This is a genomic window from Polynucleobacter sp. UB-Tiil-W10 (genome assembly GCF_018881605.1).
GTDB lineage: Bacteria > Pseudomonadota > Gammaproteobacteria > Burkholderiales > Burkholderiaceae > Polynucleobacter.
Genome location: NZ_JACVPZ010000001.1, coordinates 261763 through 285738 on the forward strand (window position 1 = coordinate 261763; position 23976 = coordinate 285738).

General features: G+C 46.3%; 20 protein-coding genes, 1 tRNA gene and 1 pseudogene. 15 read left to right on the top strand and 7 right to left on the bottom strand.

The features are described 5' to 3' along the window. Positions 1 to 108: 108 nt before the first annotated feature. From ICN33_RS01220 to ICN33_RS01235, 4 genes are read right to left on the bottom strand one after another with little or no spacing between them, the layout of a single operon-like run. Positions 109 to 1035, bottom strand: a complete 927-nt coding sequence (locus ICN33_RS01220; protein ID WP_216193787.1) for a LysR substrate-binding domain-containing protein — start codon at positions 1033 to 1035, stop codon at positions 109 to 111. Positions 1036 to 1065: 30 nt separating this feature from the next. Next, on the bottom strand, positions 1066 to 1854 hold the full coding sequence (gene lgt / locus ICN33_RS01225) for a prolipoprotein diacylglyceryl transferase (protein WP_216193789.1): 789 nt from the start codon (positions 1852 to 1854) through the stop codon (positions 1066 to 1068). 5 nt (positions 1855 to 1859) lie between these two features. Further along, a complete protein-coding gene (locus tag ICN33_RS01230; RefSeq protein WP_216193790.1) occupies positions 1860 to 2324 on the bottom strand; it encodes a DNA polymerase III subunit chi in 465 nt (154 codons plus the stop codon). A gap of 34 nt (positions 2325 to 2358) precedes the next feature. Then, entirely contained in the window at positions 2359 to 3963 is a 1605-nt protein-coding gene (locus ICN33_RS01235; RefSeq protein ID WP_370623245.1) for a leucyl aminopeptidase, read from the bottom strand. Between the two features lie 164 nt (positions 3964 to 4127). Between ICN33_RS01235 and lptF the strand changes: the two genes are divergently transcribed. The 4 genes from lptF to ICN33_RS01255 all read left to right on the top strand — a co-directional run bounded on the left by lptF (position 4128) and on the right by ICN33_RS01255 (position 8832). Beyond that, positions 4128 to 5243 carry an LPS export ABC transporter permease LptF gene (lptF, locus tag ICN33_RS01240; protein WP_216193795.1) on the top strand — a complete coding sequence of 372 codons (1116 nt, stop codon included), beginning with the start codon at positions 4128 to 4130 and terminating at the stop codon, positions 5241 to 5243. Beyond that, a complete protein-coding gene (gene lptG, locus ICN33_RS01245) occupies positions 5240 to 6394 on the top strand; it encodes an LPS export ABC transporter permease LptG (RefSeq protein ID WP_216193798.1) in 1155 nt (384 codons plus the stop codon). Before lptF ends, lptG begins: the two co-directional genes overlap by 4 nt. 62 nt (positions 6395 to 6456) lie before the next feature. Then, complete coding sequence (locus ICN33_RS01250) at positions 6457 to 7398, top strand: CysB family HTH-type transcriptional regulator (protein WP_216193800.1); 942 nt, start codon at positions 6457 to 6459, stop codon at positions 7396 to 7398. Positions 7399 to 7425: 27 nt separating this feature from the next. Continuing rightward, positions 7426 to 8832: a tetratricopeptide repeat protein gene (locus ICN33_RS01255; protein WP_216193802.1), complete on the top strand. Its 1407-nt coding sequence runs from the start codon at positions 7426 to 7428 to the stop codon at positions 8830 to 8832. 69 nt (positions 8833 to 8901) lie between these two features. Here ICN33_RS01255 and ICN33_RS01260 read toward each other — a convergent pair. Beyond that, positions 8902 to 8986, bottom strand: a tRNA-Leu gene (locus tag ICN33_RS01260). Between the two features lie 152 nt (positions 8987 to 9138). Here ICN33_RS01260 and ICN33_RS01265 point away from each other — a divergent pair. The 8 genes and pseudogenes from ICN33_RS01265 (at position 9139) to rng (ending at position 15842) form a co-directional block, all read left to right on the top strand. Further along, the gene (locus ICN33_RS01265; protein WP_216193804.1) at positions 9139 to 9858 is read left to right on the top strand and encodes a YebC/PmpR family DNA-binding transcriptional regulator; all 720 of its coding nucleotides are present in this window, start codon (positions 9139 to 9141) and stop codon (positions 9856 to 9858) included. Positions 9859 to 9920: 62 nt separating this feature from the next. After that, positions 9921 to 11198, top strand: coding sequence for a phosphoribosylamine--glycine ligase (gene purD / locus ICN33_RS01270; RefSeq protein WP_216193806.1), 1278 nt, complete (start codon positions 9921 to 9923; stop codon positions 11196 to 11198). Positions 11199 to 11242: 44 nt separating this feature from the next. Further along, the gene (gene hemF / locus ICN33_RS01275) at positions 11243 to 12154 is read left to right on the top strand and encodes an oxygen-dependent coproporphyrinogen oxidase (RefSeq protein WP_216196502.1); all 912 of its coding nucleotides are present in this window, start codon (positions 11243 to 11245) and stop codon (positions 12152 to 12154) included. Further along, positions 12151 to 12855, top strand: coding sequence for a nicotinate-nucleotide adenylyltransferase (locus ICN33_RS01280; protein ID WP_216193808.1), 705 nt, complete (start codon positions 12151 to 12153; stop codon positions 12853 to 12855). Before hemF ends, ICN33_RS01280 begins: the two co-directional genes overlap by 4 nt. A gap of 45 nt (positions 12856 to 12900) precedes the next feature. Next, a pseudogene (rsfS, locus tag ICN33_RS01285) lies at positions 12901 to 13287 on the top strand (ribosome silencing factor); the annotation flags it as partial. Positions 13288 to 13310: 23 nt separating this feature from the next. Next, a complete protein-coding gene (gene rlmH / locus ICN33_RS01290; RefSeq protein ID WP_216193812.1) occupies positions 13311 to 13754 on the top strand; it encodes a 23S rRNA (pseudouridine(1915)-N(3))-methyltransferase RlmH in 444 nt (147 codons plus the stop codon). A 4-nt stretch (positions 13755 to 13758) separates the two neighbouring features. Then, the gene (locus ICN33_RS01295; protein WP_216193814.1) at positions 13759 to 14382 is read left to right on the top strand and encodes a nucleoside triphosphate pyrophosphatase; all 624 of its coding nucleotides are present in this window, start codon (positions 13759 to 13761) and stop codon (positions 14380 to 14382) included. Beyond that, positions 14379 to 15842, top strand: coding sequence for a ribonuclease G (gene rng, locus ICN33_RS01300; protein WP_216193816.1), 1464 nt, complete (start codon positions 14379 to 14381; stop codon positions 15840 to 15842). The genes ICN33_RS01295 and rng overlap by 4 nt, the downstream gene beginning before the upstream one ends. A 15-nt stretch (positions 15843 to 15857) precedes the next feature. On the opposite strand, the gene msbA is transcribed toward rng, so the two are convergent. Next, a complete protein-coding gene (gene msbA / locus ICN33_RS01305) occupies positions 15858 to 17621 on the bottom strand; it encodes a lipid A export permease/ATP-binding protein MsbA (RefSeq protein ID WP_216193818.1) in 1764 nt (587 codons plus the stop codon). Positions 17622 to 17631: 10 nt separating this feature from the next. On the opposite strand from msbA, the gene ICN33_RS01310 reads away from it, so the two are divergent. Genes ICN33_RS01310 through ICN33_RS01320 form a run of 3 tightly spaced genes read left to right on the top strand, consistent with a single transcriptional unit; the run spans position 17632 to position 20341 of the window. Then, complete coding sequence (locus tag ICN33_RS01310) at positions 17632 to 18393, top strand: glycosyltransferase family 2 protein (RefSeq protein ID WP_216193820.1); 762 nt, start codon at positions 17632 to 17634, stop codon at positions 18391 to 18393. Next, entirely contained in the window at positions 18390 to 19169 is a 780-nt protein-coding gene (locus tag ICN33_RS01315; protein ID WP_216193822.1) for a glycosyltransferase family 2 protein, read from the top strand. The genes ICN33_RS01310 and ICN33_RS01315 overlap by 4 nt, the downstream gene beginning before the upstream one ends. Positions 19170 to 19183: 14 nt before the next feature. Then, the gene (locus ICN33_RS01320) at positions 19184 to 20341 is read left to right on the top strand and encodes a glycosyltransferase family 9 protein (RefSeq protein WP_216193824.1); all 1158 of its coding nucleotides are present in this window, start codon (positions 19184 to 19186) and stop codon (positions 20339 to 20341) included. Positions 20342 to 20355: 14 nt separating this feature from the next. Here the strand turns inward: ICN33_RS01320 and dnaE are convergent, their stop codons facing one another. Further along, positions 20356 to 23973, bottom strand: a complete 3618-nt coding sequence (dnaE, locus tag ICN33_RS01325) for a DNA polymerase III subunit alpha (protein ID WP_216193825.1) — start codon at positions 23971 to 23973, stop codon at positions 20356 to 20358. Positions 23974 to 23976 lie beyond the last annotated feature (3 nt).

A 23976-nucleotide genomic window follows, 5' to 3' on the forward strand; every position in this document is an offset into this window, starting at 1 on the left:
AAGAATTCATCCCAAAGGGAGAAGGATTGAAATCTAATGTAAAGCCGAGTAAATACCAAATCAATTAATTAAAGTGTAGTTTCATTAACTTTAAGTTAATTATTGAACTCACTTACCTAAGACTGCGTAAGTAGTATTGCGATGCAACATGCGGGTTTCAGCTGCTAGAGCGAGGATATTGGGGTTAGATTCATTAGCCTGGAGGTACATTAAGCCAATATGTTGAGTCACCTGATATTTTGGCAATAAGGGGGTAAATTCAATGGCATCGCCCATCAAAGCCATCACCCGGCCAGGCAGCAAAGATCTCCCCAGGTCACCTGAGACCATATTCATGAGGGAAAAGATATCCCCCACCTTCATTACAACATTGGGGCTAAATCCAGCCAACTGGAAAGCCTCATAAAACCCTGAAGTGGTGGCAAAACCATCTTGCAGGGTCAAAAATTTCTCATTTTGGTATTGGGATAAATCAATATTGGCTTCATCTGGCTTATTGTTTTTTGAAGAGGCTAAAAACAACTGGTCCTCAAAAAGAGGGACTACCTGGACGCCCTCCGGGAGATCTCTTGTGGGAACTGCCATGACTACTGCGTCTACATTTCCCTCGCTGAGCCTCTTCATCAAGTCCTCATTAGATCCCAGATATAAATCAATATCTAAGTCAGGCCTGCGGATTTTGGTGCCCATAATGATCCGCGGAATGATATTGGCAGTTAAAGAGTACATCGAGCCTAAGCGGATTTGCCCAATCTCAACCCCTGATTTAGCTCGCGTCTTTTTGAGGATACGATCTACATCCGCTAATAAATCTGCACTAGCCTCTGCCAAGTAAATGGCGGCTGGTAAAGCTTTTAGTTGCCGCCCTTCTTTTACAAAGAGAGGGCAACCAATTCCTGACTCCAGAGAATGTAAGGCTTTATGAATGCTGACTGAGCTTAAATGCAATTCTTCTGCTGTTTTGGAAAGACTTCCAGTGCGCACAAAAGAACACAGGATTTCTAACTTTCGTAGCGTCAGTTCTTCATTGAGCATAGAGTCGCTAATTAGCTTATGAAGTACTCTTTAAGTACTCTTAGATTTAAATGCTGTCATCAGGTAGATACCGAACAATATCATCGGTACACATAACCACTGACCCATAGATAACCCAAGACCTAGAAGGCCCAAGAAAGAATCTGGTTCACGTGCGTATTCAGCTAAAAAACGACAAATGCCGTAACCCAATAAGAAGAATCCAGATACTTGACCAACTTTTCTAGGCTTGCCTGCATATATCCACAAAGCAATACCTAGAAGGACACCCTCACCAAGCAGTTGGTAAATCTGTGATGGGTGACGTGGCACTGAATCTACCAATGGAAAGACCATGGCCCAAGGCAAATCAGTAGGCCTGCCCCATAGCTCGCCATTAATAAAGTTCCCCAGTCGCCCAAATGCCAAACCAAAAGGAACAAGTGGTGCCACCAAATCACTCACCACAAAAAAAGTGGTCTTGCGTTTTTTAGCAAACCAATACAGCGCAACGAGAACGCCCAGTAAACCACCATGGAAAGACATGCCACCTTCCCAAATTTTGAAAATACTCAAAGGATGAGACAAATAAAAACCAGGCATATAAAAGAGGGTGTAACCCAAGCGACCGCCAAGCACTACCCCGAGAACACCAGCAAAAAGTAGGTCCTCGAGATCCTTATAAGTCCAACCTAATGCTTGATAGCGCGGGGATCGAATGCGTAAGCGTCCTAAAAGCAAGAATTGGGCAAAGGCCATTAGGTACATCAAACCATACCAATGAACTGCAAATGAACCAATCCGAATTACTGCAGGGTCAAACTGAGGATGAATCAACATGGATATTAGCTTTTGGATTGATCAAAGTTATGCAACTCATGACCCAACTCTCGATAAGCCTTATAACGCTCGCGCCCAGCCAGACGCTCAGCCTCGTTTACCGTAACCACCTCCACAATTCTGGGGAAGCGCGCAACTAGAGCAGGCACATCTGAGGGCATGCGCATTCCCAAATGAATCATGACATCAGCATGGGGGATGCTATTTAAGACCGAAGAGGCAAAGTCATCCGTTAGGACAATGGGAGTTTCTGCTGCTACTTCATCATCAATAAAACAGTGCGGTAAAAAATCAGTGCTACTAAATGACCAAAGAAGTTCGTTTAACTTTTGCAGATCAACTTTTTCTCCCACCATCACAATATTTCGAACGGGCTCACCTTCTGGGGTAGCGCTCCAAATTTTGCGCGTGAGGCGACAAGCATATTCCAGCTTGTCACTCACATTGCTATGGAAATCAATTCGAGCCATTCAATCTTTATCCGGTGGTCTGAGTGGGCGCCTATTACTTACGCTCAAGCAAGAAGTTCACCAAGAGTGGCACAGGACGACCAGTAGAGCCTTTGGCAACTCCGCTCTTCCATGCAGTTCCAGCAATATCTAAGTGAGCCCATTTATATTTCTCAGTAAAGCGTGATAAGAAGCAAGCTGCTGTGACACTACCAGCTGGACGTCCGCCAATATTGGCAACATCTGCAAAGTTGGATTTAAGTTGCTCATGATAAGCAGCATCTAAAGGTAAACGCCAAACTGTGTCCAAAGAAGCATGGCCTGCTTTAGTAAGCTCACTTACCAAGTTCTCATCTTCAGAAAATAAACCGCTATGTACATGACCCAAGGCAATCACGCATGCGCCAGTCAAAGTAGCGATATCAATAACTGCTGCAGGCTTAAAACGCTCCACATAAGTGAGCGCATCACAAAGAATGAGTCGGCCTTCTGCATCGGTGTTGAGAATCTCAATGGTTTGCCCAGACATGCTCTTGACAATATCGCCAGGACGAGTGGCTTGACCTGATGGCATATTTTCACAGGTTGGAATAACCCCAATGACGTTCTTATTCAGCTTCATTAGGGCAACCGCATACATCGTGCCAATGACGGAAGCTGCGCCGCACATGTCGTACTTCATTTCATCCATCGCCTCACCTGGCTTCAGTGAAATACCGCCAGTGTCGAAAGTAATGCCTTTACCAACCAAGACAATCGGTGCTTCACCCGCTTTACCACCTTGATGGCGCATCACAATAAATTGTGGCGGCGTGTCAGATCCTTTAGCAACAGATAAGAATGAACCCATCCCTAAAGCCTCGATTTGCTTGCGTCCTAGCACTTCAACTTTGAGGCTAGTTTTTTTACTAAGGCCTTGGGCAGCCTTACCTAAATAGGTTGGAGTGCAAATGTTGGGCGGAAGATTGCCAAGATCCTTTGCTAAGTTCATTCCTTCAACCATAGATACGCCCTGCTCTACAGCAGACTTCAGCTCTGTTGAGCAATCATTGTTACCGGCAAATACCAAGTTTTTAAAGGTGTCTGCTTTATCTTTAGCCTTAAATTTCATGGCAGGCTGACGTACGCCAAAACGGTAAGCTTGATCGCCAGCATATTGAATAGTGAGACGAACTTCTTCAGCAATAAATTCCGCCTTGTGGGCGAGCGCAAAACTTGGAGTAAACCAGAGAGCGCTTTCAATTGATCCGCCGCTGAGTTCCTTCAGGGCAGACCGAGCAACTTTGGAATACGTAGTAAGGCTACGCTCACTAGCAAGATGTAAGTCGCCCAAACTGATGAGCAATACCCGTTTTGCTTTTACCCCATTTGCAGCCCACGATTTTTCTGCTCTCAACATGCACGCTGAGGCCTGCTTGGAATCTAAATCTCCAACAATATTGGCGTGAGTTACCGAACCCCCGAGCAAGAGATCGAGCTCTGGCAAATATCCCGTTTTTGCTTTGGCGGCCTTAGCGCGTGAGAAGCTATCCAAGTCAGCTTTGGAATACCCCAAAACCAAACAGTCAGCACTATGGCCAAGGAGAGATTTAAGGCTAGATTTCTGGAGTTTTGGGCTCTGAAGGTCGGCTTGAGGGAAAATCTTGGTGCTAAATTGAATTGTCATAATCTATTACGGTATTTTGGTCGATGCAAAGGGGTGGTAATTGCTAATTTGGGACGTTTATCCATTATCCTCCGACATGAGATTAACTTCCCCTATCACTAGCAATATAAGCCATTTGCAACCATTCATAACTTCATAAACCCAGACCCTTACATCTCATGATTTTTAACCAGGCCCTTCGCCGCGAACTCAGTTTTACGACTGGCGGGGTCTTTTTGGTCTTAGTCACCATCATGGTGACCACCTTGGTGATCCGAATTTTGGGTTATGCCGCCAATGGCGCAGTGAATCCAGAAGATGCGCTCGTTTTAATAGCCTTGGCCACCTTGGGGTATCTTGCGGTTCTTTTGACAGTTTCCTTGTTTGTCGCCACCCTCATTGTTTTGGTGCGTTGGTACAAAGATTCAGAAATGATCGTTTGGTTTGCAAGCGGCTTAAGCATTACCAATCTCATTCGCCCTATCTTGCAATTTGCTACACCGCTCATCATCGTCATCGCCTTGCTAGCGCTTTTTGTCTGGCCATGGGCCAACCGTGAGTCGACTTTAATTAGTCAACGCTTTCAACAACGTGATGATGTATCTATGGTCAGCGCTGGGCAATTCAAGGAGTCCGCAAAAGCAGATCGAGTCTTTTTTATTGAAGAGCTTGATGTTAATAAAAGCGAAGTCAAAAATATCTTTGTTGCCGACTCTAAGAATGGCCGCCTTAGCATTGCAGTTTCTTCAACCGGCTTTATTCAAAATGCTGAAGGTGGCGAAAAATCCATTGTTCTTCACAATGGCAGGCGCTATGAGGGGCAACCCACACAGCCCGATTTTAGGATCTTAGAATTTAACGAATACAGCACTAAAATCCGCAGTAAAGATGCCTTAGCCCCTGCGCCGCGTGATCGCGAGAAGACGATTACAGAACTTCTAAACGATCCCAATCCTGTAACCATTAATCCTAATCGCGCTGAATTGCTCTGGCGTATTGGCCTACCATTAATGGCCTTAGGTTTGGTATTGATTGCCATACCGCTTGCTTACGTCAACCCGCGTCTTGGCAACTACACGGCCATGTTCTATGCGGTACTCATTTATTTAATCTATAGCAACTTACTTAACCTGACACAGAATTTTGTTTCTCAAGGTAAGGTGAGTGTTTTTGTTGCCATCTGGCCAATTCATTTATTTGCTCTTTTGATTGCCACGGCCCTAATCCGTAATCGCATCAACCCATCCTTAAAGTGGTGGCGTCGTCAATTACCTGCTTCTATGGCCGCCAAATGAAATTGCTCTTCCCCTTCATTTATGAGCGCTATTTAGCCAAGCAGATTTATGCTGCTTTTGGATTTATCTTATTTGCTTTGGTTGCCTTGTTTTTATTTTTTGATATTTTGAGTGAGCTGGGCTCTGTACAAGGCGCCTACACACTTCCTTTGGCACTGCTTCATGTCCTCTTAAAGGCACCAAGTCGAATTTCAGAAATCATCCCCATTGCAGGCTTGATCGGCAGTATCTATGTATTTGCCATGCTTGCCAGTCAATCCGAATTTACTATTTTGCGTATCGCTGGTCTAGACGTAAGACGTGGATTAATTACGCTTGCCAAAATATCACTACCCTTAATTGCGCTCACACTCATCATGAGCGAATGGGTGGGCCCATACACTGAAGCCAAGTCGGATCAGATCCGCATGAAAGCCATGGGATCAGCCTACTCATCTCAATTTAGAACTGGCGTCTGGGTAAAAGATCGTTTACGTGATGAAGACGGCAGCGGTCCTGTTCGCCCCGGGGTACGCTATGTCAACGTTGGCAAGGTTGATAAAGACAATGAAATTCGCGATATCCACATGTATGAGTTTAATGATACTTATCACCTCTTATCTATTCGCAACGCAGCTTCTGGTCAATTTGATAAGACCGGAATCTGGGTTCTCAATGATGTAACAGAGACCCGCTTCAAAGAAACCAAGAGCTCCGATCCTTTGAACCCAGTTTTTTCTGCGCAAACTTTTACACACCCGATTGTGACTCTAGAATCTGAAGTTACTCCGCAAATCCTGAGCGTCCTCTTAATTAGCCCGGAAAAAATGTCGATCATGAGTTTGGGTCGCTTCATATCTCATCTGCGCGATAACAAGCAAGATGCGCAACGACACTCCATCGCCTTTTGGAAAAAAGTGATCTACCCCTTTACGATTTTTGTGATGCTAACTCTGGCCCTTCCCTTTGCTTACCTAAAGGTACGTGCGGGCAGTGTTGGCATTAAAGTATTTGGGGGCATCATGCTAGGCATGAGTTTTCAACTATTCAACTCACTGTTCTCCAATGTAGGCATATTAGGGTCCTGGCCTGCACTTCTTACCGCACTCACCCCGCCACTGTTGTATTTCCTATTGGCGCTGTTCGGGTTACGCTGGGTTTCTAAGGCTTAATAGCAAAAAATCATTTAGAATCTTATTCCTATATCATTGTTGATATATAGATAGGAATCCTTATGAATCTTCATCAATTCCGTTTTGTGCGGGAAGCGGTTAGGCAAAACTTCAACTTAACGACCGCTGCAAAGGCCCTCTTCACCTCCCAACCAGGGGTATCTAAGGCAATCATTGAATTGGAAGATGAATTGGGCGTGGAGATCTTTCGTCGTCACGGCAAACGCATTCGCTCCATGACGGAGCCAGGCAAACGTATTTTGAGCTCGATTGAGCGCATCCTAGATGAAGTAGAGACACTGAAAAGGGTAGGGAAAGATTTTGCCAGCCAAGATCAAGGTAGCTTTGTGATTGCCACCACCCATACGCAAGCACGCTACGCCTTACCAAAAGTACTGACTGAATTTACTAAACGCTTTCCGAAGGTGAAGGTCAGTATTCAGCAAGGCAGCCCCGGCCAAATCGCTGAATTACTCACGCATGATCGCGCTGATATTGCGATTGCTACAGAAGGTATCGCAAATACGCCAGGTGTGCTCGCATTGCCTGGCTATCAATGGCACCATGTGTTGATGGTACCGCTCAGCCATCCACTTCTAAATCAAGCAACACTTACCCTCGAAGAAATTGCCAAGTATCCAATCATTACTTATGACAAAGCATTCGCAGGTCGTAGCAAGATTGATGCTGCCTTCGCCCAAAGAAATATCACCCCAGATATTATTTTGGAGGCCATTGATGCCGATGTCATTAAGACTTATGTAGAAACAGGTATGGGAATTGGTATTGTTGCTGGCCATGCTTATGATCCTGATAGAGATCGCAATCTCAAAGTGATTCCTGCGGGGCATCTATTCGGAAATAATGTGACGCATCTAGGCGTAAAACAAGGGGCTTACTTACGTTCTTTTGTGTATACCTTTATTGAGCTCTTCTCACCAACGCTGACGAAAAAGATCGTTGAGCAAGCAATGAATAATGAATCAGAGACTTACGAAATCTAAGCATCGCAAAATACAAATCAAATAAATATGATCGACTCAAGCTTGCTTTCTCAAGCCATTGCGCTGCACCAACAGGGCGAGCTACAACAAGCAAATGCGCTCTACCTATCAATTCTGAGCCAAGACCCACATCATCTTCAGACTTTGTGCCTGAGCGGCTCCATTGCACAAGCGCAAGGCGACTTTAGTCGAGCAGCCCAACTCTTCAGTCAGGCGCATCACCTCAACCCTGCTCACGCAATGATCTGCCTTCAACTTGGAATCTGTTATTCCAAATTAGGGGAGCTTGAGATTGCAAATAAGCTCTACATACAAGCCTCTGCGATAGATCCCAATCAAATTGAGCCTATTGTTAATTTGGCAAATAATTTGACGAAGCAGAATCATTTTCAAGAGGCTTACGCTTTATATAAAAAGGCTTTGCAACTCGACCCACTTTCTGCATTAGTGCATTACAACATTGGGTCGTTGTTTCTCAAATCGATGAAGCCTCAAGAGGCGCAAAGCTGGCTTAAACAATCTTTAGATCTACAGAAAAATAATGCCAGCGCTTGGAATAGCTTAGGTGTGGCACTGACAGAGATTGGCGCAATCGAAGAAGCCTTAGACGCCTATAACCAAGCTACTATCTGTGACCCTAGCTTTGAAGAGCCGTTGTTTAATAGCCATACGGCTTTACTTGATCTCGGCAAAACGGATGCGGCCATTACAGCATTAGAAAAAGTTTGCAATTTAAATCCAGCAAACCCTGTATACCAATTTTTCCTTGGAATGTTGCAAGAATATCTTGATCCAAATAACCAACCATCCCCAAGCTTACGCAGTCTCTCAGACAACAAGCAAGTTCAGGCTGAACTTGAATCCTGGGAATACCTGAAGAGGCAGCATCGATCAGCACTTCTACTGAGCACCAATACCAAAACAATTGATCTGGCGCTTACACATGCTGAACTTGAGGGCTTAGTTTTAGAGTTTGGGGTTTACAACGGTAAATCCATTCGCAATATTGCTTCTATCGTAGCCACAGAAGTTCATGGCTTTGATAGTTTTGAAGGTATTCCAGAAAACTGGAATGACGAGCCTAGCGGAAGCTACAGTGCCAATGGTGAGCTGCCAGATGTGCCAAGCAATGTCACTTTGCATCAAGGGTGGTTTGAGGACACTATTCCAAAGTTTATAAATGCAAATAGCGGACCCATTCGATTCATGAATATCGATTGCGATCTCTACAGTTCTACAAAGACTATTTTTGATTTGCTTGGTCCGCAAATTGTCTCGGGTACTGTCATCGTTTTTGATGAATACATTGGCTACAAATCCTGGAAAGATGATGAATTTAAAGCTTTCCAAGAGGCGGTAAGCCAATATCAATGGGACTACGAGCTTCTCAGTTTTAGCTTTGCAACCAAGCAAGTGGCGCTCAAAATACTTTAGAACCCTATCGGTTTCTCAGATTTCTATCGTCAATGGGGTGTCAGAGACTGCGTATGAGCAGTTAGATGATGGTGCCTCGGGGCGGACTCGAACCGCCACGCCTTGCGGCACCGGATTTTGAGTCCGGCACGTCTACCAATTCCATCACCGAGGCAGGTGTTTGCAGTGGAAATTCTGCTTACTTTGCTACTTTGTTACTGCTAAGACATGAGAGTGTAACAAAAAATGGTCAGATACCCTCTACCTTGGGTCTAGAACCCCTTAAAATGAGGTCTTCTAGCCAAATTAATAAAAGGACTTACCCGTATGGCCGGCCATTCGAAATGGGCCAATATTCAGCACCGCAAAGGTCGTCAGGACGAAAAACGCGGCAAGATTTGGACCAAACTCATTAAAGAAATTACCGTAGCTGCCAAGTTAGGCGGCGGCGACATTGCTACAAATCCGCGTTTACGCTTGGCAATTGATAAGGCCAAAGACTCTAATATGCCGAACGATAACGTACAAAGAGCTATTCAGCGCGGCACCGGCTCACTTGAGGGTGTGAACTACGAAGAGATTCGTTACGAAGGTTATGGCATTAATGGTGCTGCCATCATTGTGGATTGCTTAACCGACAACCGTACGCGCACTGTTGCAGAAGTTCGCCATGCTTTTAATAAGAATGGTGGCAATATGGGCGCCGAAGGTTCAGTTGCTTTCTTATTCAAGCACTGCGGCCAAATGTTATTCGCGCCTGGATCCAGTGAAGATCAACTCATGGAAGTAGCGTTAGATGCTGGTGCCGATGATGTGATTGCTCATGATGACGGTTCATTCGAAGTGTTATCTCCTGTGCCTGATTTTTCTAAAGTTCAAGACGCTATTAGCAAGGCCGGCCTCAAACCAGAACTTGCAACCGTCGCCATGCGACCCGAGACCGAGATTGCCTTAGAAGGCGATCAAGCAGAAAGTATGCAAAAGCTATTAGATGCCCTTGAGAACTTGGATGACGTTCAAGAAGTATTTACGAATGCTGCTCTTTAATTACCGCTGTATATATAAAAAATTATCTTATTAATACCTACTAATACAGACAAACTATCGTTATGAAAATTCTACTCATCGGTTCTGGTGGTCGCGAACATGCTTTGGCCTGGAAGTTGGCTCAATCCCCGCAAGTCCAAACGGTTTATGTTGCCCCAGGCAACGGTGGTACGGCTACCGCCAAGCAAGTTGCAGCAGGCATTGAGAACTTGCCGATCACCGGTTTACAAGAGTTAGCAGACTTTGCAAAGCGCGAGAAGATTCACCTCACCGTTGTCGGTCCTGAGGCTCCTCTTGCCGCCGGCATCGTAGATGTATTCCGTAACAATGGCTTACGTATTTTTGGGCCAACTCAGTTAGCTGCTCAATTAGAGTCTTCTAAAGACTTCTCTAAAGCCTTTATGAAGCGTCATGGCATTCCCACTGCGGATTACCAAACTTTCTCTTCCGCATTGGAGGCGCATGCTTATATCGATGCAAAAGGCGCGCCGATTGTGATTAAGGCTGATGGCCTTGCCGCTGGTAAAGGTGTTGTAGTCGCCATGAATCTAGAGGAAGCTCATGCAGCCGTAGATATGATGCTGGCTGACAATAAATTAGGTAACGCAGGCGCACGCGTTGTGATTGAAGAATTCCTGACCGGCGAAGAGGCGAGTTTTATTGTTTTGGTAGATGGTAAAAATGTGCTTGCCCTAGCTACTAGCCAAGATCACAAGCGCTTGCTTGATGCAGACCAGGGACCAAACACAGGCGGCATGGGTGCTTACTCCCCCGCTCCTGTAGTTACACCAGAAATTCATGCGCGCGCATTACGAGAAGTTATCATGCCAACCGTTAAAGGCATGCAGGCAGACGGCATTCCCTACACCGGCTTTTTATATGCGGGTTTGATGATCACCCCTGATGGCAAGATTAAAACTTTAGAATTTAACTGCCGTATGGGCGATCCAGAAACACAACCGATCATGGCTCGCTTACGCAGCGATCTCGTGAATGCACTTGATCATGCGGTGGATGGCACATTAAATGAGGTTGAATTGGAATGGGATCGTCGCACAGCGCTCGGCGTTGTACTTGCGGCCCATAACTATCCTGATACCCCTCGCGCTGGCGATGTCATTACCGGCATCCCGGCTGATACCGAAGATCAAATCACCTTCCATGCCGGTACGAAATTACAAGATGGGAAGTTGGTGACTTCTGGTGGACGAGTAATGTGCGTTGTTGGACTGGCGGACACTGTTCGTGGCGCCCAACATAAAGCGTATGAAGTCATCAACCACATTCAGTTCGATGGCATGCAATATCGTAAAGATATTGGTTATCGCGCCATCAAGTAAATCTTTCTATAGTTAGAACGCTCTTGTCAGATCAACAGACCCAAATTGATATCGCCGCCTTAAAAGAGTATTTTTTAGGCTTACAAGATCGCATCACGAGCGCAATGAGCGCGTTGGATGGCAAAGTCTTTGTTGCTGATGAGTGGCATAAGCCTGAAGACAGCAAACTCAAAGGTTACGGTCGCACCTGCATTCTGGATGGCGGCACTATCCTTGAAAAAGGTGGGGTAGGTTTCTCGCATGTTCGCGGCGATCAAATGCCACCTTCGGCATCGCATCACCGTCCAGAAGTAGCAGGACGCAGCTTTGAAGCCATGGGGGTTTCCTTGGTCTTTCATCCCAACAACCCCAAAGTACCCACCACGCATATGAATGTGCGCTGCTTTATAGCTCAAGCGCCAGACAAAGAGCCTGTATGGTGGTTTGGCGGTGGCTTTGACCTTACCCCCTATTACGGCGTTGACGAAGACTGCAAGCACTTTCATCAAACTGCGAAGGATGCTTTAGATCCATTTGGCGAGGAACTTTATCCGCGCTTTAAAAAATGGTGTGATGAATATTTTTACTTAAAGCATCGTGAAGAGCCGCGCGGTATTGGTGGTGTTTTCTTTGATGACTTTAATGAGCTTGGATTTGAGAAGAGCTTTGCTATGACCCGCGCAGTAGGTGATGCATTTATTAATGCTTACCTCCCGATCGTTCAGCGCCGCTATCAAGACAGCTTCACTCCAGAAGAAAAGTCTTTCCAAGAATATCGCCGTGGTCGTTATGTTGAATACAACCTGCTCTTTGATCGAGGAACTATCTTTGGTTTGCACTCTGGCGGACGCACCGAATCTATTTTGATGTCAATGCCTCCAGTCGTTCAATGGTGGTACAACTGGCAGCCCAAGCCTGGCACTCCTGAGGCAAAGCTGTATGACCACTACCTTAAGCCACGAGATTGGCTAGCTTGAGCGCCTTACCTTTGAACGCCCTGCAAAAAATTGGCATTCTTGGGGGCACATTTGACCCTCCCCATGCTGGTCACCTGAGACTAGCCACGCATTTTGCCAAGCTGTTGCACCTAGATGCATTGCTACTCATTCCTAGTGGTGAGCCATGGCAAAAAGGAACTGGCATCACTCCTGCCGAAATACGTTTTCAGTTAACTGAGGCTGCCGGCATTGATTTGGCGCGTGCATTTTTATATCTCAAGGTTTCTACTCAGGTAGGCATTGATCGTATTGAGATCGATCGTGCTGGACCTAGTTATACGATCGATACCGTTAAGGCCTTGCGAGAGCGATTTGGCGCAAATGCTAGCCTGACCTGGCTAATGGGGGCAGACTCCTTGGTTGCGCTACCCAGCTGGAACTCCTGGGAAAAGCTAAGTCAATATGTCAATTTCGCCGTTGCAACTAGACCGCACCATGATTTAAAAGCGCAAGCTAACCCTGAAGTGATCCAATTTCTGAAAGATCATCAAACAAAAGATGCTGCTGCTCTTGAAAATAGTACCTCAGGCCTCATATATATCGATGAAAGCCTGAATGTTGATCTATCCTCTACCGAGTTACGAGATCGCCTTAAATCCAGCTCCAGAAACGCTAAAACGTCTGAGCAAATCCCAACCCACACCCTAGAATTCATTACAAATCTGGGCTTGTATCAGTAATCAAGCTAAGATCACCCTAAATACAAAAATTATTGCCGAGAAAATATGGACTTACGTAAATTACAACGCGTCGTGATTGATGCCCTAGAAGATGTAAAGGCGCAAGATATTCGCGTCTATGACACTACCAAATTAAGTGAATTATTTGATCGTGTGGTTATCGCCACTGGTTCAAGCAATCGTCAAACCCGCTCTTTAGCAATGTCAGTTAAAGAAGAGGTGAATGCTAAAGGTGGCGAAGTGATTTCCATTGAAGGTTTAGAAACCGGTGAATGGGTATTGGTGGACTGTGGCGATATCGTTGTGCATATTCTGCAACCAATGCTGCGCTCTTACTATCAGCTTGAAGGCATGTGGGGTGCCAAACCTGTGCGCGTGAAATTGGCTGGCGACAAAGGTCTTGCTAAGGCTAGTGAACCTGAAGACGAAGAGTAATTTCGTCGTCATTTGCATCAATGCGTCTCACTATCGTTTCAGTTGGTCATAAGATGCCCGAGTGGGTTGCAACTGCAACCCATGACTATATCAAAAGAATGCCTGCAGATTGCAGCATTGAAATTAAAGAGATCAAGCCCGACCTCACACCAGCTAAAGAAGCGGTAAAAATTGCTGCAGCCATTCCCAAAGGCTCTAGAGTGATTGCTTTGGATGAACGCGGCAAAGACCAAACTACTCAGAACCTAGCCACTCAACTTGCTAACTGGCGCCAAGAGGGATTTGATATCACCTTTTTAATTGGTGGGGCAGATGGCTTAGATCCCAGCCTAAAAAACACAGCACAAGCCATGTGGCGATTGTCTAGCCTTACGCTTCCGCATGCGATGGCTAGAGTATTGCTAGTTGAGCAACTCTATCGTGCTTGGACCATTCTCCAAGGTCACCCTTACCATCGCGAGTAATGGCATGCATTCTTTTATTTATCTCGCTTCGCAAAGCCCTCGCCGCCAAGAACTTTTAAAGCAAATAGGCATTCAGTTTGAAATGCTCTTACCTGCCCCGGGCGAAGATAGTGAGAGTATTGAGAACCCATTACCCCAAGAAAAAGCTCGCCTCTATGTAGAGCGAGTTACCTTAGCAAAGAGTGCGGCAGCACTTGCTAGGTGGCAAAAAAGTGGTTTACCTTGGGCGCCTATTCTTTGTGCTGATACTACCGTTAGCCTGCCCAATAGCGATGATGGCGAAATTCTAGGTAAACCAAGTGATGCAGAAGATGCTGCACGCATTCTGACTATGCTCAGCGGCAAAGTACATGAAGTGCTTAGTTCGGTGGCAGTGACCGTGAGCCCAAATGAAAAACCAATACAGCTAGTGCAGGTTTCTGAGGTTCAATTTACAGAGTTATCTCCAGAACAAATTAACACCTATATTGCCAGCGGTGAACCCTTCGGCAAGGCGGGGGCATATGGCATCCAGGGACTGGGCGGGGCTTTTATTCCCTCAATTCGGGGAAGTTATAGCGGTATCATGGGTCTACCTATTTATGAAACCAAGCTTTTATTAGATCGCGCCCAAGTCAGCAGCATATGAATGAAGAGATACTGATCAATATCACTCCGCAAGAAACGCGAGTTGCCCTCATTCAGCAAGGGGCAGTCCAAGAGTTGCAGATTGAGCGTACGCGTCAACGCGGAATTGTCGGCAATATCTACCTAGCCAAGGTAGCTCGTGTATTGCCAGGTATGCAATCTGCTTTTATCGAGATTGGCCTAGAACGCACCGCCTTTATGCACGTTGCCGATATCACTCAAAATAATCCTCAGGCACAAATTGAAAAATTATTGTTTGAAGGTCAAACACTGTTGGTGCAAGTATTAAAAGATCCGCTTGGCACCAAAGGTGCTCGCCTGACAACCCAGTTGAGTATTGCTGGCCGTAATTTGGTTTATCTACCTCCGGCAGGAAGTGATGCCGCTACCGAAAAATATATTGGCGTTTCTCAGCGCATTGATCAACCCGAAGAGCGTGAGGCGATTAAAGCCCGTCTTGCTAGTTTGATGGCTGCTGATGAGAAAGGCGGCATCATCGTTCGCACAAGCGCTCAAGACGCATCCGATACAGAACTGCAGCATGACATGCTTTACCTTCGCACCACTTGGGAAAACATTCATGCAGCTATGAAGCAAAATCCAGCCCCGACCCTCCTTTATCAAGATCTCAGCCTCGCTGAGCGGGTATTACGAGATGTTGCTGGAGAAGAGACCTCTCAGATCCGGGTAGATTCTGCTGAAAACTTCGAGAAGCTCAAGGCATTTACTAATGCCTACATGCCTAACCTATTGGGCAAACTAACTCTGCATCGTGGTGAGCGCGCCCTCTTTGATTTATTCGATGTGGATGCCGAGATCAATAAGGCGCTGGGGCGAAGAGTCGACCTAAAGTCTGGCGGCTATCTCATGATTGATCAAACAGAGTCCATGACTACGATTGATGTCAATACTGGAAGTTATGTTGGCGCACGCAATCTTGATGACACCGTCTTCAAAACTAATTTAGAAGCGGCGCAAGCGATTGCCCGTCAACTCCGTTTACGTAATCTTGGTGGAATCATCATTATCGACTTCATTGATATGGTTGGTAAGGATCATCAAGAATCCGTATTACACGAACTCAAGCGCAATCTGGAGCGCGATCATGCGCGCACCTCAGTGAGTGACTTTTCTGCTTTGGGGTTAGTGGAGATGACTCGTAAACGGACGCGTGAATCATTGGCCCATATCACCTGCGAGCCATGCGCTACCTGCCTTGGCAAAGGGGAGATTAAAACTGCCCAAACGATCTGCTACGAAATATTACGAGAGATTGTGCGAGAGCACCGCCAATTTAATCCACGAGAATTCCGGATTGTTGCTGCGCCGGATGTCATCGATTTATTTCTAGAAGAAGAAAATCAATTCTTGGCGCAGCTTGGCGATTTCATTGGTAAACCGATCACCCTGCAAGCAGAGGGTAACTTTCGCCAAGAGCAATACGATATTGTCCTCAGTTAACCGCGGTAATTTGTATTAAGCGTTTGAGAACTGGATACGATGCAAATTCGCGTAGAGTCCATCTTGCTTAATCAAATCTTCGTGGGAGCCGTTCTCAACAACTTTGCCATGCTCTAGAACCACAATTCTGTTGGCATGCTCAATCGTAGATAAGCGGTGAGCAATAACCAAAGTAGTTCTATTAGCCATTAATCTGTCTAAGGCATCTTGAACCTGGCGCTCCGACTCAGAATCCAAAGCAGAAGTTGCCTCATCCAAAATCAGAATTGGGGCATCCTTATAGATGGCACGCGCAATCGCCAAACGCTGGCGTTGACCTCCAGATAAACGATTGCCGTTATCCCCCACCATGGAATCAATGCCTTCGGGCAACTCTTTAATCAGGGCACTCAGATTCGCGGCCTCTAAAGCCTCCATCACGCGGCCACGATCAATCCCCTCTTGGCCAGCTGCACCGTATGCCACATTTGCAGCAATCGTATCGTTAAAGAGGATGACGTCCTGACTGACAAAAGCAATTTGTCGACGCACATCAGCTAGCACGATATCTTCCAAGGGGATATCGTCCAAGAAAATATGGCCGCTGGTGGGCCTGAAGAATCGCGGCAACAAATTCACTAAGGTTGATTTACCGCCACCAGATGGCCCAACAAAAGCAACTACCTCTCCCGGCTGGATAATCAGATTGATATGACTTAAGGCGTCTTTACGTCCCGCTTCTTGTTGATAAGAGAAGCCTACATCCTCAAAACGAATACCACCCTTAGCCTTATCCAATGACTTCATGTTTTGCTTGCGATCCTCATCCTCTTCAAAAGGCTGATCCATTAAGCCAAAGATCATTTCTGCGGCGGTCAGTCCACGCTGTAGCGGCTGGTTGATATCGGCTAAATGTTTTAAAGGAGAGATCACCAACATCATGGCAGTAATAAAAGCAGCAAATCCACCGACAGTAGTACCCTCAGTTGCCGACTGCATCAGGGCGATGACCAAGACAACCGACAAGGCCATGGAGGCAATGAGCTGAGTAATTGGCTGGTTCAGGCCACCAGCTACTGCTGACTTCAAGGCAAACTGTCTTAATCGCTCTGCCTTTTGTTGAAAGCGCGTCATTTCATATTCTTCTGCGCCATGAACTTTAACGATTTTGTAACCAGCTGCCGCCTCTTCAACGATATAAGCAAGCTCACTGGTAAGCGTCTGCTGTTCTCTATTCAGGGATCTTAAGCGACGATTAATTTTGCTCATGATGAATGCAATCACGGGGAAAATAACCAAGACGACTAGGGTTAATTGCCAGTTCAGGTAAATTAAATACCCCATTAATCCGACCACTGTTAATGAGTCCCGCACCAAGCTAATTAACATTCCACCCATTACAGAGAGGACATTATTCACCTCGAAGACAACTCCATTAATTAAGGTCGATGCAGAGTTCTTTTGAAAAAAAGTGGTATTGGCATGCAAGAGCGTCTGAAACATTTGCTCGCGCAATTTGAGCAGTACGGAATTAATAACTCTTGTGAGTAAATAGTTCGATAAAAACTGAGCCAAACTTCGAACCAAAGCTAAGCCAACCAAGAAAACAGGCACCTGCCATAGCTTGCTATTGAGCTGACCGGTAAATCCGCGGTCTAATAAAGGCTTCATCAAAGCCGGTATAGAGGTTTCGGCGCCAGCTACCAGCGCCATGGCCAAAAGCGACCCAATAATCAAGCCAGTATGGGGCTTCAGGTAGGTAATTAAGCGATTTAGGGCGGTACGGTCTTGAGCATTCATATAATGAATTATGCCCACCTTATCAGTCATACTCATCACCCGCAATGAAGAGGCCAATTTGGACGATTGTCTAGCCTCCCTAGAGGGCATCGCCCAGCAGATAGTGGTTGTTGATACCAATAGCTCCGACAACACCCTAGAAATAGCTAAAAACCATGGCGCAACCATTTCCCAGCCGTCTGACTGGCCTGGTTTTGGCCCACAGAAGAACCGTGCCTTAGAGCTAGCCACCGGCGATTGGGTTCTATCCTTAGATGCCGATGAAAGACTGACTTCCGCCCTTAAATCAGAAATTTTGACAGCGATAAACCACAGCGCCCATGTGGATTGTTTTGCCATTCCTAGGCTATCTTGGTATTGCGGACGATTTATCCGCCACTCTGGCTGGAGCCCTGACTATGTAGATCGCCTTTTTAAGCGTGGAACAGCCCGCTTCTCGGATGACCTCGTTCATGAACGTCTCATCCCGAATGGCCAAGCAGCTAAATTAGAGAATCCCATGTTGCACTACAGCTTCATGAACTACTCGCAGGTATTGCAAAAGCTAGATCGATATTCCACTGCATCGGCAGAACAAGCTTTTGCCAAAGGCAAAACTAGCAGCCCCCTTAAAGCTGTACTTCATGGAGCATGGGCCTTTTTCCGGACCTATATTCTGCGTGCGGGATTTCTAGATGGCCCCCAAGGATTTGCATTGGCCATATCGAATGGTCAAGGAACTTATTACCGCTATATCAAGTTGTGGCACCTCAATCAGGAAGCGGGTAAATGATTTCAATATTGCTGGCCACCTACAACTGGCCACAAGCGCTTAAGCTTTGCCTGGAATCACTGGCGACTCAAACCGACAAAAACTTTGAAATCATCATTGCAGATGACGGCTCTACTGAAAGTACCAAACATCTGATTGAGTCTATTAAAGACTCATACCCAACATCCATCACCCATCTTTGGCAAGATGATCAAGGCTTTAGAAAAACCAAAATTCTGAATCAAGCAATAGCTGCCGCTCATGGTAACTATTTAGTATTCCTCGATGGTGATTGCATTGTGCAGCCAGACTTTGTTGCTCGGCATCGTGAATTAGCGCAAACAGGTTATCTAGTCACCGGCAGTAGAGTTCTGCTTAATGAAAGCCTTACAACAGAATTACTCACTTGGCCCCACTGGGGTTTTCAAAAATTCTGTTCAAGCCTATTAAGCAAGCGCTTCAATGGCGGTATTAATAAATATTGGCCTCTCAAAATGAAACTGGGCAATGGCTCCTGGCGCGATTACAAAAAATTTGTATGGCGACGCATTAAGGGTTGCAATATGGCCTGTTGGAAGGCTGATGCAGAAGCAATCAAGGGCTTTGATGAAACCATGACGGGCTGGGGTCATGAGGATGCTGATTTTGTATTTCGCTTGCAACGCCATGGCATTCGTCGCAAATCAGGCTCATGGTCTACCGAAGTGCTTCATCTCTTTCATAAAATCAATGATCAAACGCATGCTGCCGAGAATGCCCGCCTCGTGCGTGAAAAGATCTTAGCTAAGGCGCTTTAAGTATTCACACTACTATGACTACTTACTCCAAGCTCAAACCTAAAAAGATACTATTCATTGCCACCCGGCAAATTGGTGACGTATTAGTAACAACGCCACTAATTAGCAAGGCTAGGGAGCTCTGGCCCGATGCAGAATTCCATTTCTTAGGTTACCGCGGCAAGTTAGAGATGCTTCATGGAAATCCCGATATCGCTGAAGTGATCGAAACCTCAGATCGACCCGGTTTTAGTGAATACTTTGTACTCTTTATCCGTCTGTTTCAGCGCTATGACTTGGCTGTTGTGACACAACCAAGTGACCGAGCCTACCTGTATGGTTTAGTAGCAGCCTTTAGAAGGGTAGGAGTACTTGGCGGCCATCCTCAAGGCAAAGATGCGCAAGATCAACAGAAAAGAAGCAAGAGCGAGAAGCAAAATGCTTGGAAGAAATTCATCTGTATGCACACAGTAGATGTTGACTACTTTAATCAGCATGTCATTACAGAAAAGCTTCGCCTTTTAGAGGCCTTTTTTAAAAGCCCGACTGAATTATTTTCCAAACCTATCTCTGTGACACCGCCCGCTGGCGAGCCTATAACACCCGCCATTACTAACGAACTCATGCAACCCTATGTCGTTGTGCACCCAGGGCCACTCACTGCGTACAAACGTTGGCCGCTAGCGTATTGGCAGATACTCATTACTTGGTTAGTCAAGCATGGTTTTCAGGTGGTGCTAAGCGCCTCTCCAGCAAAGCAGGATGTGCAACTCAATCACGACATCATTTCCTTGTTGGATGAAGACACCAAGATCAAGGTGATCAATGCAGCCGGCAAACTATCCATTCCGCAGGCGGGTACCCTTATTCGCAGTGCCGTTTTGTATATTGGAGTAGACACCTCTATTACCCATTTGGCCGCTGCTTGCAATACCCCAACCATTACCCTCTTTGGGGCCACCCCACCTACGAACTTTGGCCCTTGGCCTAATGACTTTATTGGTGCGCAGCCTTACCAATTGCGCGCCCGCTCTCAAACCGTTGGAAACGTCACCATCCTTCAAGGCCCTGGTGAATGCGTACCCTGTCGTAAAGCGGGATGTCTAGATAAAGCAGATAGTTATAGCGAGTGTTTAGATTTATTAGAACCTCAGCAAGTGATTGAGGCCATTCAGAAAGTACTACCAAGCTAAAACCAGTTCCATTTTTAAAGGTATTGAATCTGTACAGGGTCTTTTTGCTTAGAAGCTAAGATTTGATTTAAGCCGTGCAAGCAAGCATCGTCCGGGTATATGCGAAGTTCTTCTGGGAATTGCATTAAGCAGGCACCGCCACTGGTAGTGACAGCAGCCGTTAGCATTAAACCCTTCATTCCATCGTTTGATCCCGGTACAGCAGGAGCAGATGCACCTAACTTTGGATCGCGTACGCGATTGGCCATAAGGTAGGGATTAATTTGACTACGAAGCATCTTGATATCAATCGCATTATCAATACAAACATGGACGTTACGAGCAAACCGCATGCGTGCGCCAGTGATATCCATTACTGCCTCAGAGACAATACGCATGCCCCCCGAGAATTTATCTGGCGTTACATTCACCTTGGCAACCAAGAGTTCATCTTCTTTTAACCAAGAACGATTTGGTTCATAGACTTCGCTATACAAAGTTACCTCTAGTGCAGCACTACCATCATCGATAGTTGCAATCATCATCCGACCACGTTGTCCAGTCAGCATCCGCGCAGAAGTAATAATGCCGGCAATGAGTTGATCCTTGCCCTCTGCAATCTTGGATAAAGGCTGACGAATGAAATGAGAGGTCTCATCCCGATATGCATCGAACATGTGGCCCGTTAAGCAAAGACCTAGAGCAGTCTTCTCTTCTTGCAGGCGTTTTTTCTCGGACCAGATTGGCTCACGCACCAACTCTGGGAGATGACGATTCTCTTCGCCGGCCACATCAAACAAACTCACCTGATGAATAGACGCCTCGGCCTGTTCAGCAGCTTCAATTGCTCTTGCTAAGGAAGCGAGCAAAGTAGATCGGATGTCATATAAATTCCCGCCCACAGGCACAGTATCGCGATACAAGCTATCGAAAGCACCAGCACGCATCAGCGCTTCGATAGCGCGGCGATTCACTTGACGACGATCGACTCTTGCGCAGAAATCAAATAGATCTTTAAATGGTCCGCCAGTTTCACGCGCTTTCACAATGGATTCAATCGCAGCCTCGCCGGTACCGCGCACCGCACCTAAACCATAACGAATATGACTAATTGAGGAATCTTGAGCGGCATCTGGCGCACGCAATGGTGTGAACTCATAAACACCGGTATTAATGTCTGGCGAGAACACCCGAATGTTATTAGCCAAGCAATCGTCATACAGAATCTTCACCTTATCGGTGTCATCCATGGCGAGTGATAAGTTGGCCGCCATAAATTCTGCGGGATAGTAAGCTTTCAACCAGGCGGTTTGGTAAGCCAAGAGTGCATATGCAGCCGCATGGGACTTATTAAAACCGTAGCCCGCAAAACGCTCCATTAAGTCATAGATCTCATTTGCCTTTGACTCTGTGATGCCGCCCGCTTTAGCACCATCACTAAAGATTTTTCGATGCTGAGCCATTTCTTCTGGCTTTTTCTTGCCCATTGCACGACGCAACATATCAGCGCCACCCAATGAGTAGCCGCCAATCATCTGCGCCATTTGCATCACCTGCTCTTGATAGACCATGATGCCGTAGGTCTCACGAAGAACAGGCTCGATACGAGGATCTGGATACTCTACTTTTTGACGACCATGTTTACGCTCAATAAAGTCAGGAATCAAATCCATTGGGCCTGGACGGTACAAAGCCACCAAGGCAATGATGTCCTCAAAACGGTCTGGCTTAGCTTCACGCAGCATACCTTGCATGCCGCGGCTTTCTAGCTGGAACACGGCGACGGTATTCGCACGCTTGAGAACATCAAAGGCTTTTTCATCATCGAGTGGAATCTCGCCGATATTCCAATCTTTGCGATCCGTGTGCAAAGCCTTAATCCAACGCTCTGCGGCGGCCAAAATTGTTAGAGTGGTCAAGCCTAAGAAGTCAAACTTCACTAAGCCGATAGCTTCTACATCATCCTTATCAAACTGACTAATAACAGAGCTACTATCTTGATCTTTACTTTCTTGGGTATAGAGCGGACAAAAATCAGTGAGGCGTCCTGGAGCAATTAAAACTCCACCCGCATGCATGCCGACGTTGCGGGTCATACCTTCTAACTGCTGCGCCAAGGAAAGCAATTGACGCACTTCATCTTCATTCTTTTCGCGCTCGGCTAATTGCTTCTCTTCCTTCTTCGCCATCTCAATAGTCATGTACTGACCTGGCTTATTCGGAACCAGCTTTGCGATACCGTCAACGAAGTTATAGCCCTGCTCGAGCACTCGCCCTACGTCACGAATCGCCGCTCGCGCAGCCATCGTTCCAAAGGTAGCAATCTGACTCACCGCATCTTTACCGTATTTATCTTTAACGTACTGAATCACACGGTCACGACCGTGCTGACAGAAGTCGATATCGAAGTCGGGCATTGATACCCGCTCTGGATTTAAGAAGCGCTCAAAGAGCAGGTTGTAACGCAATGGGTCAAGGTCAGTAATACCCAAGGAATAGGCAACTAAAGAGCCTGCCCCAGATCCACGGCCGGGACCAACGGGAACGCCATTATTTTTAGCCCAGTTAATGAAGTCTGCCACGATCAAGAAGTAGCCTGGAAAACCCATTTGAGAAATCGTCTTCACCTCGAACACTAAACGTTCGTGATAACGCTTCATTTCATTTTTGCGCCCTTCCGGATCCGGGAAATTGCGCTCCATGTGGCGCTCTAAACCAATCTCCGATTGAGCAAGCAAAAACTCATCCAGGGTAATGCCTGGCGGCGTTGGAAAATCTGGTAACCGTGGTTGACCCAATACTAAGGAAAGATTACAACGCTTCGCAATTTCAACCGAGTTTGCTAATGCTGCTGGCAAATCAGCGAAACGCTTTTCCATTTCCGCTTGGGTCAGGAAATACTGCTCATCATTAAACTTTTTAGCTCGGCGCGGATTACCCAGCAACTCCCCTTCGGCAATACATACACGGGCCTCATGCGCAGTAAAGTCGCTCTTCTGCATGAACTGTACTGGGTGCGTTGCAACCACCGGCAGATCTAATTCGCTAGCGAGATGACAGGCAAGCTGAAGCTGTTTTTCATCTTGGGGATTACCGCCACGCTGCACCTCGATATAAAACGCCTTCGAAAACAGCTTTTCATAGCGTCTGGCAATAAGCTTGGCTTGATCTTCTTGTCCGCCCAATAGGGCTGTTCCGATCTCACCCATTCGTGCGCCAGAGAGCGCAATCAAGCCATAAGAAAGTGTGCGCTTAGCGGCTTTATCCTCCGCCTTGGCAGCTGGCTCGCTGAACCAGGCCGAATCCACTTCGGCGCGACCGCGCGATTGATTATCTAAAGATGCTCTACTGAGGAGTTCGCATAAATTGAGATAACCAGAATGGTTTTGCACTAACAGCAATAAACGATAGGGTTGATCTGGATCCTGAGGATTACTTATCCATACATCCGCTCCGGCAATGGGCTTAATGCCGCCAGAACGGGCAGCGGTGTAGAACCGCACCAAACCAAATAAATTACTTAAATCCGTAATGGCCAATGCACCCATCTCATCTTTGACTGCTGCGGCAACCGCATCATCAATGCGCACGACTCCATCCGTAATTGAAAACTCGGAATGGATACGAAGATGTACAAAACGGGGTGAAGCCATGAG

What these genes read in the sequence shown, in the direction of transcription:
- purD (WP_216193806.1), top strand. Translation starts at nt 9,921, where the DNA reads ATGAAAATTCTACTCATCGGTTCTGGTGGTCGCGAACATGCTTTGGCC.
- rlmH (WP_216193812.1), top strand. Translation starts at nt 13,311, where the DNA reads ATGCGTCTCACTATCGTTTCAGTTGGTCATAAGATGCCCGAGTGGGTT.
- ICN33_RS01255 (WP_216193802.1), top strand. Translation starts at nt 7,426, where the DNA reads ATGATCGACTCAAGCTTGCTTTCTCAAGCCATTGCGCTGCACCAACAG.
- dnaE (WP_216193825.1), bottom strand. Translation starts at nt 23,973, where the DNA reads ATGGCTTCACCCCGTTTTGTACATCTTCGTATCCATTCCGAGTTTTCA.
- ICN33_RS01230 (WP_216193790.1), bottom strand. Translation starts at nt 2,324, where the DNA reads ATGGCTCGAATTGATTTCCATAGCAATGTGAGTGACAAGCTGGAATAT.
- rng (WP_216193816.1), top strand. Translation starts at nt 14,379, where the DNA reads ATGAATGAAGAGATACTGATCAATATCACTCCGCAAGAAACGCGAGTT.
- lptG (WP_216193798.1), top strand. Translation starts at nt 5,240, where the DNA reads ATGAAATTGCTCTTCCCCTTCATTTATGAGCGCTATTTAGCCAAGCAG.
- lgt (WP_216193789.1), bottom strand. Translation starts at nt 1,854, where the DNA reads ATGTTGATTCATCCTCAGTTTGACCCTGCAGTAATTCGGATTGGTTCA.
- ICN33_RS01250 (WP_216193800.1), top strand. Translation starts at nt 6,457, where the DNA reads ATGAATCTTCATCAATTCCGTTTTGTGCGGGAAGCGGTTAGGCAAAAC.
- ICN33_RS01220 (WP_216193787.1), bottom strand. Translation starts at nt 1,035, where the DNA reads ATGCTCAATGAAGAACTGACGCTACGAAAGTTAGAAATCCTGTGTTCT.
- ICN33_RS01265 (WP_216193804.1), top strand. Translation starts at nt 9,139, where the DNA reads ATGGCCGGCCATTCGAAATGGGCCAATATTCAGCACCGCAAAGGTCGT.
- lptF (WP_216193795.1), top strand. Translation starts at nt 4,128, where the DNA reads ATGATTTTTAACCAGGCCCTTCGCCGCGAACTCAGTTTTACGACTGGC.
- ICN33_RS01295 (WP_216193814.1), top strand. Translation starts at nt 13,759, where the DNA reads ATGCATTCTTTTATTTATCTCGCTTCGCAAAGCCCTCGCCGCCAAGAA.
- ICN33_RS01315 (WP_216193822.1), top strand. Translation starts at nt 18,390, where the DNA reads ATGATTTCAATATTGCTGGCCACCTACAACTGGCCACAAGCGCTTAAG.
- ICN33_RS01310 (WP_216193820.1), top strand. Translation starts at nt 17,632, where the DNA reads ATGCCCACCTTATCAGTCATACTCATCACCCGCAATGAAGAGGCCAAT.
- ICN33_RS01320 (WP_216193824.1), top strand. Translation starts at nt 19,184, where the DNA reads ATGACTACTTACTCCAAGCTCAAACCTAAAAAGATACTATTCATTGCC.
- msbA (WP_216193818.1), bottom strand. Translation starts at nt 17,621, where the DNA reads ATGAATGCTCAAGACCGTACCGCCCTAAATCGCTTAATTACCTACCTG.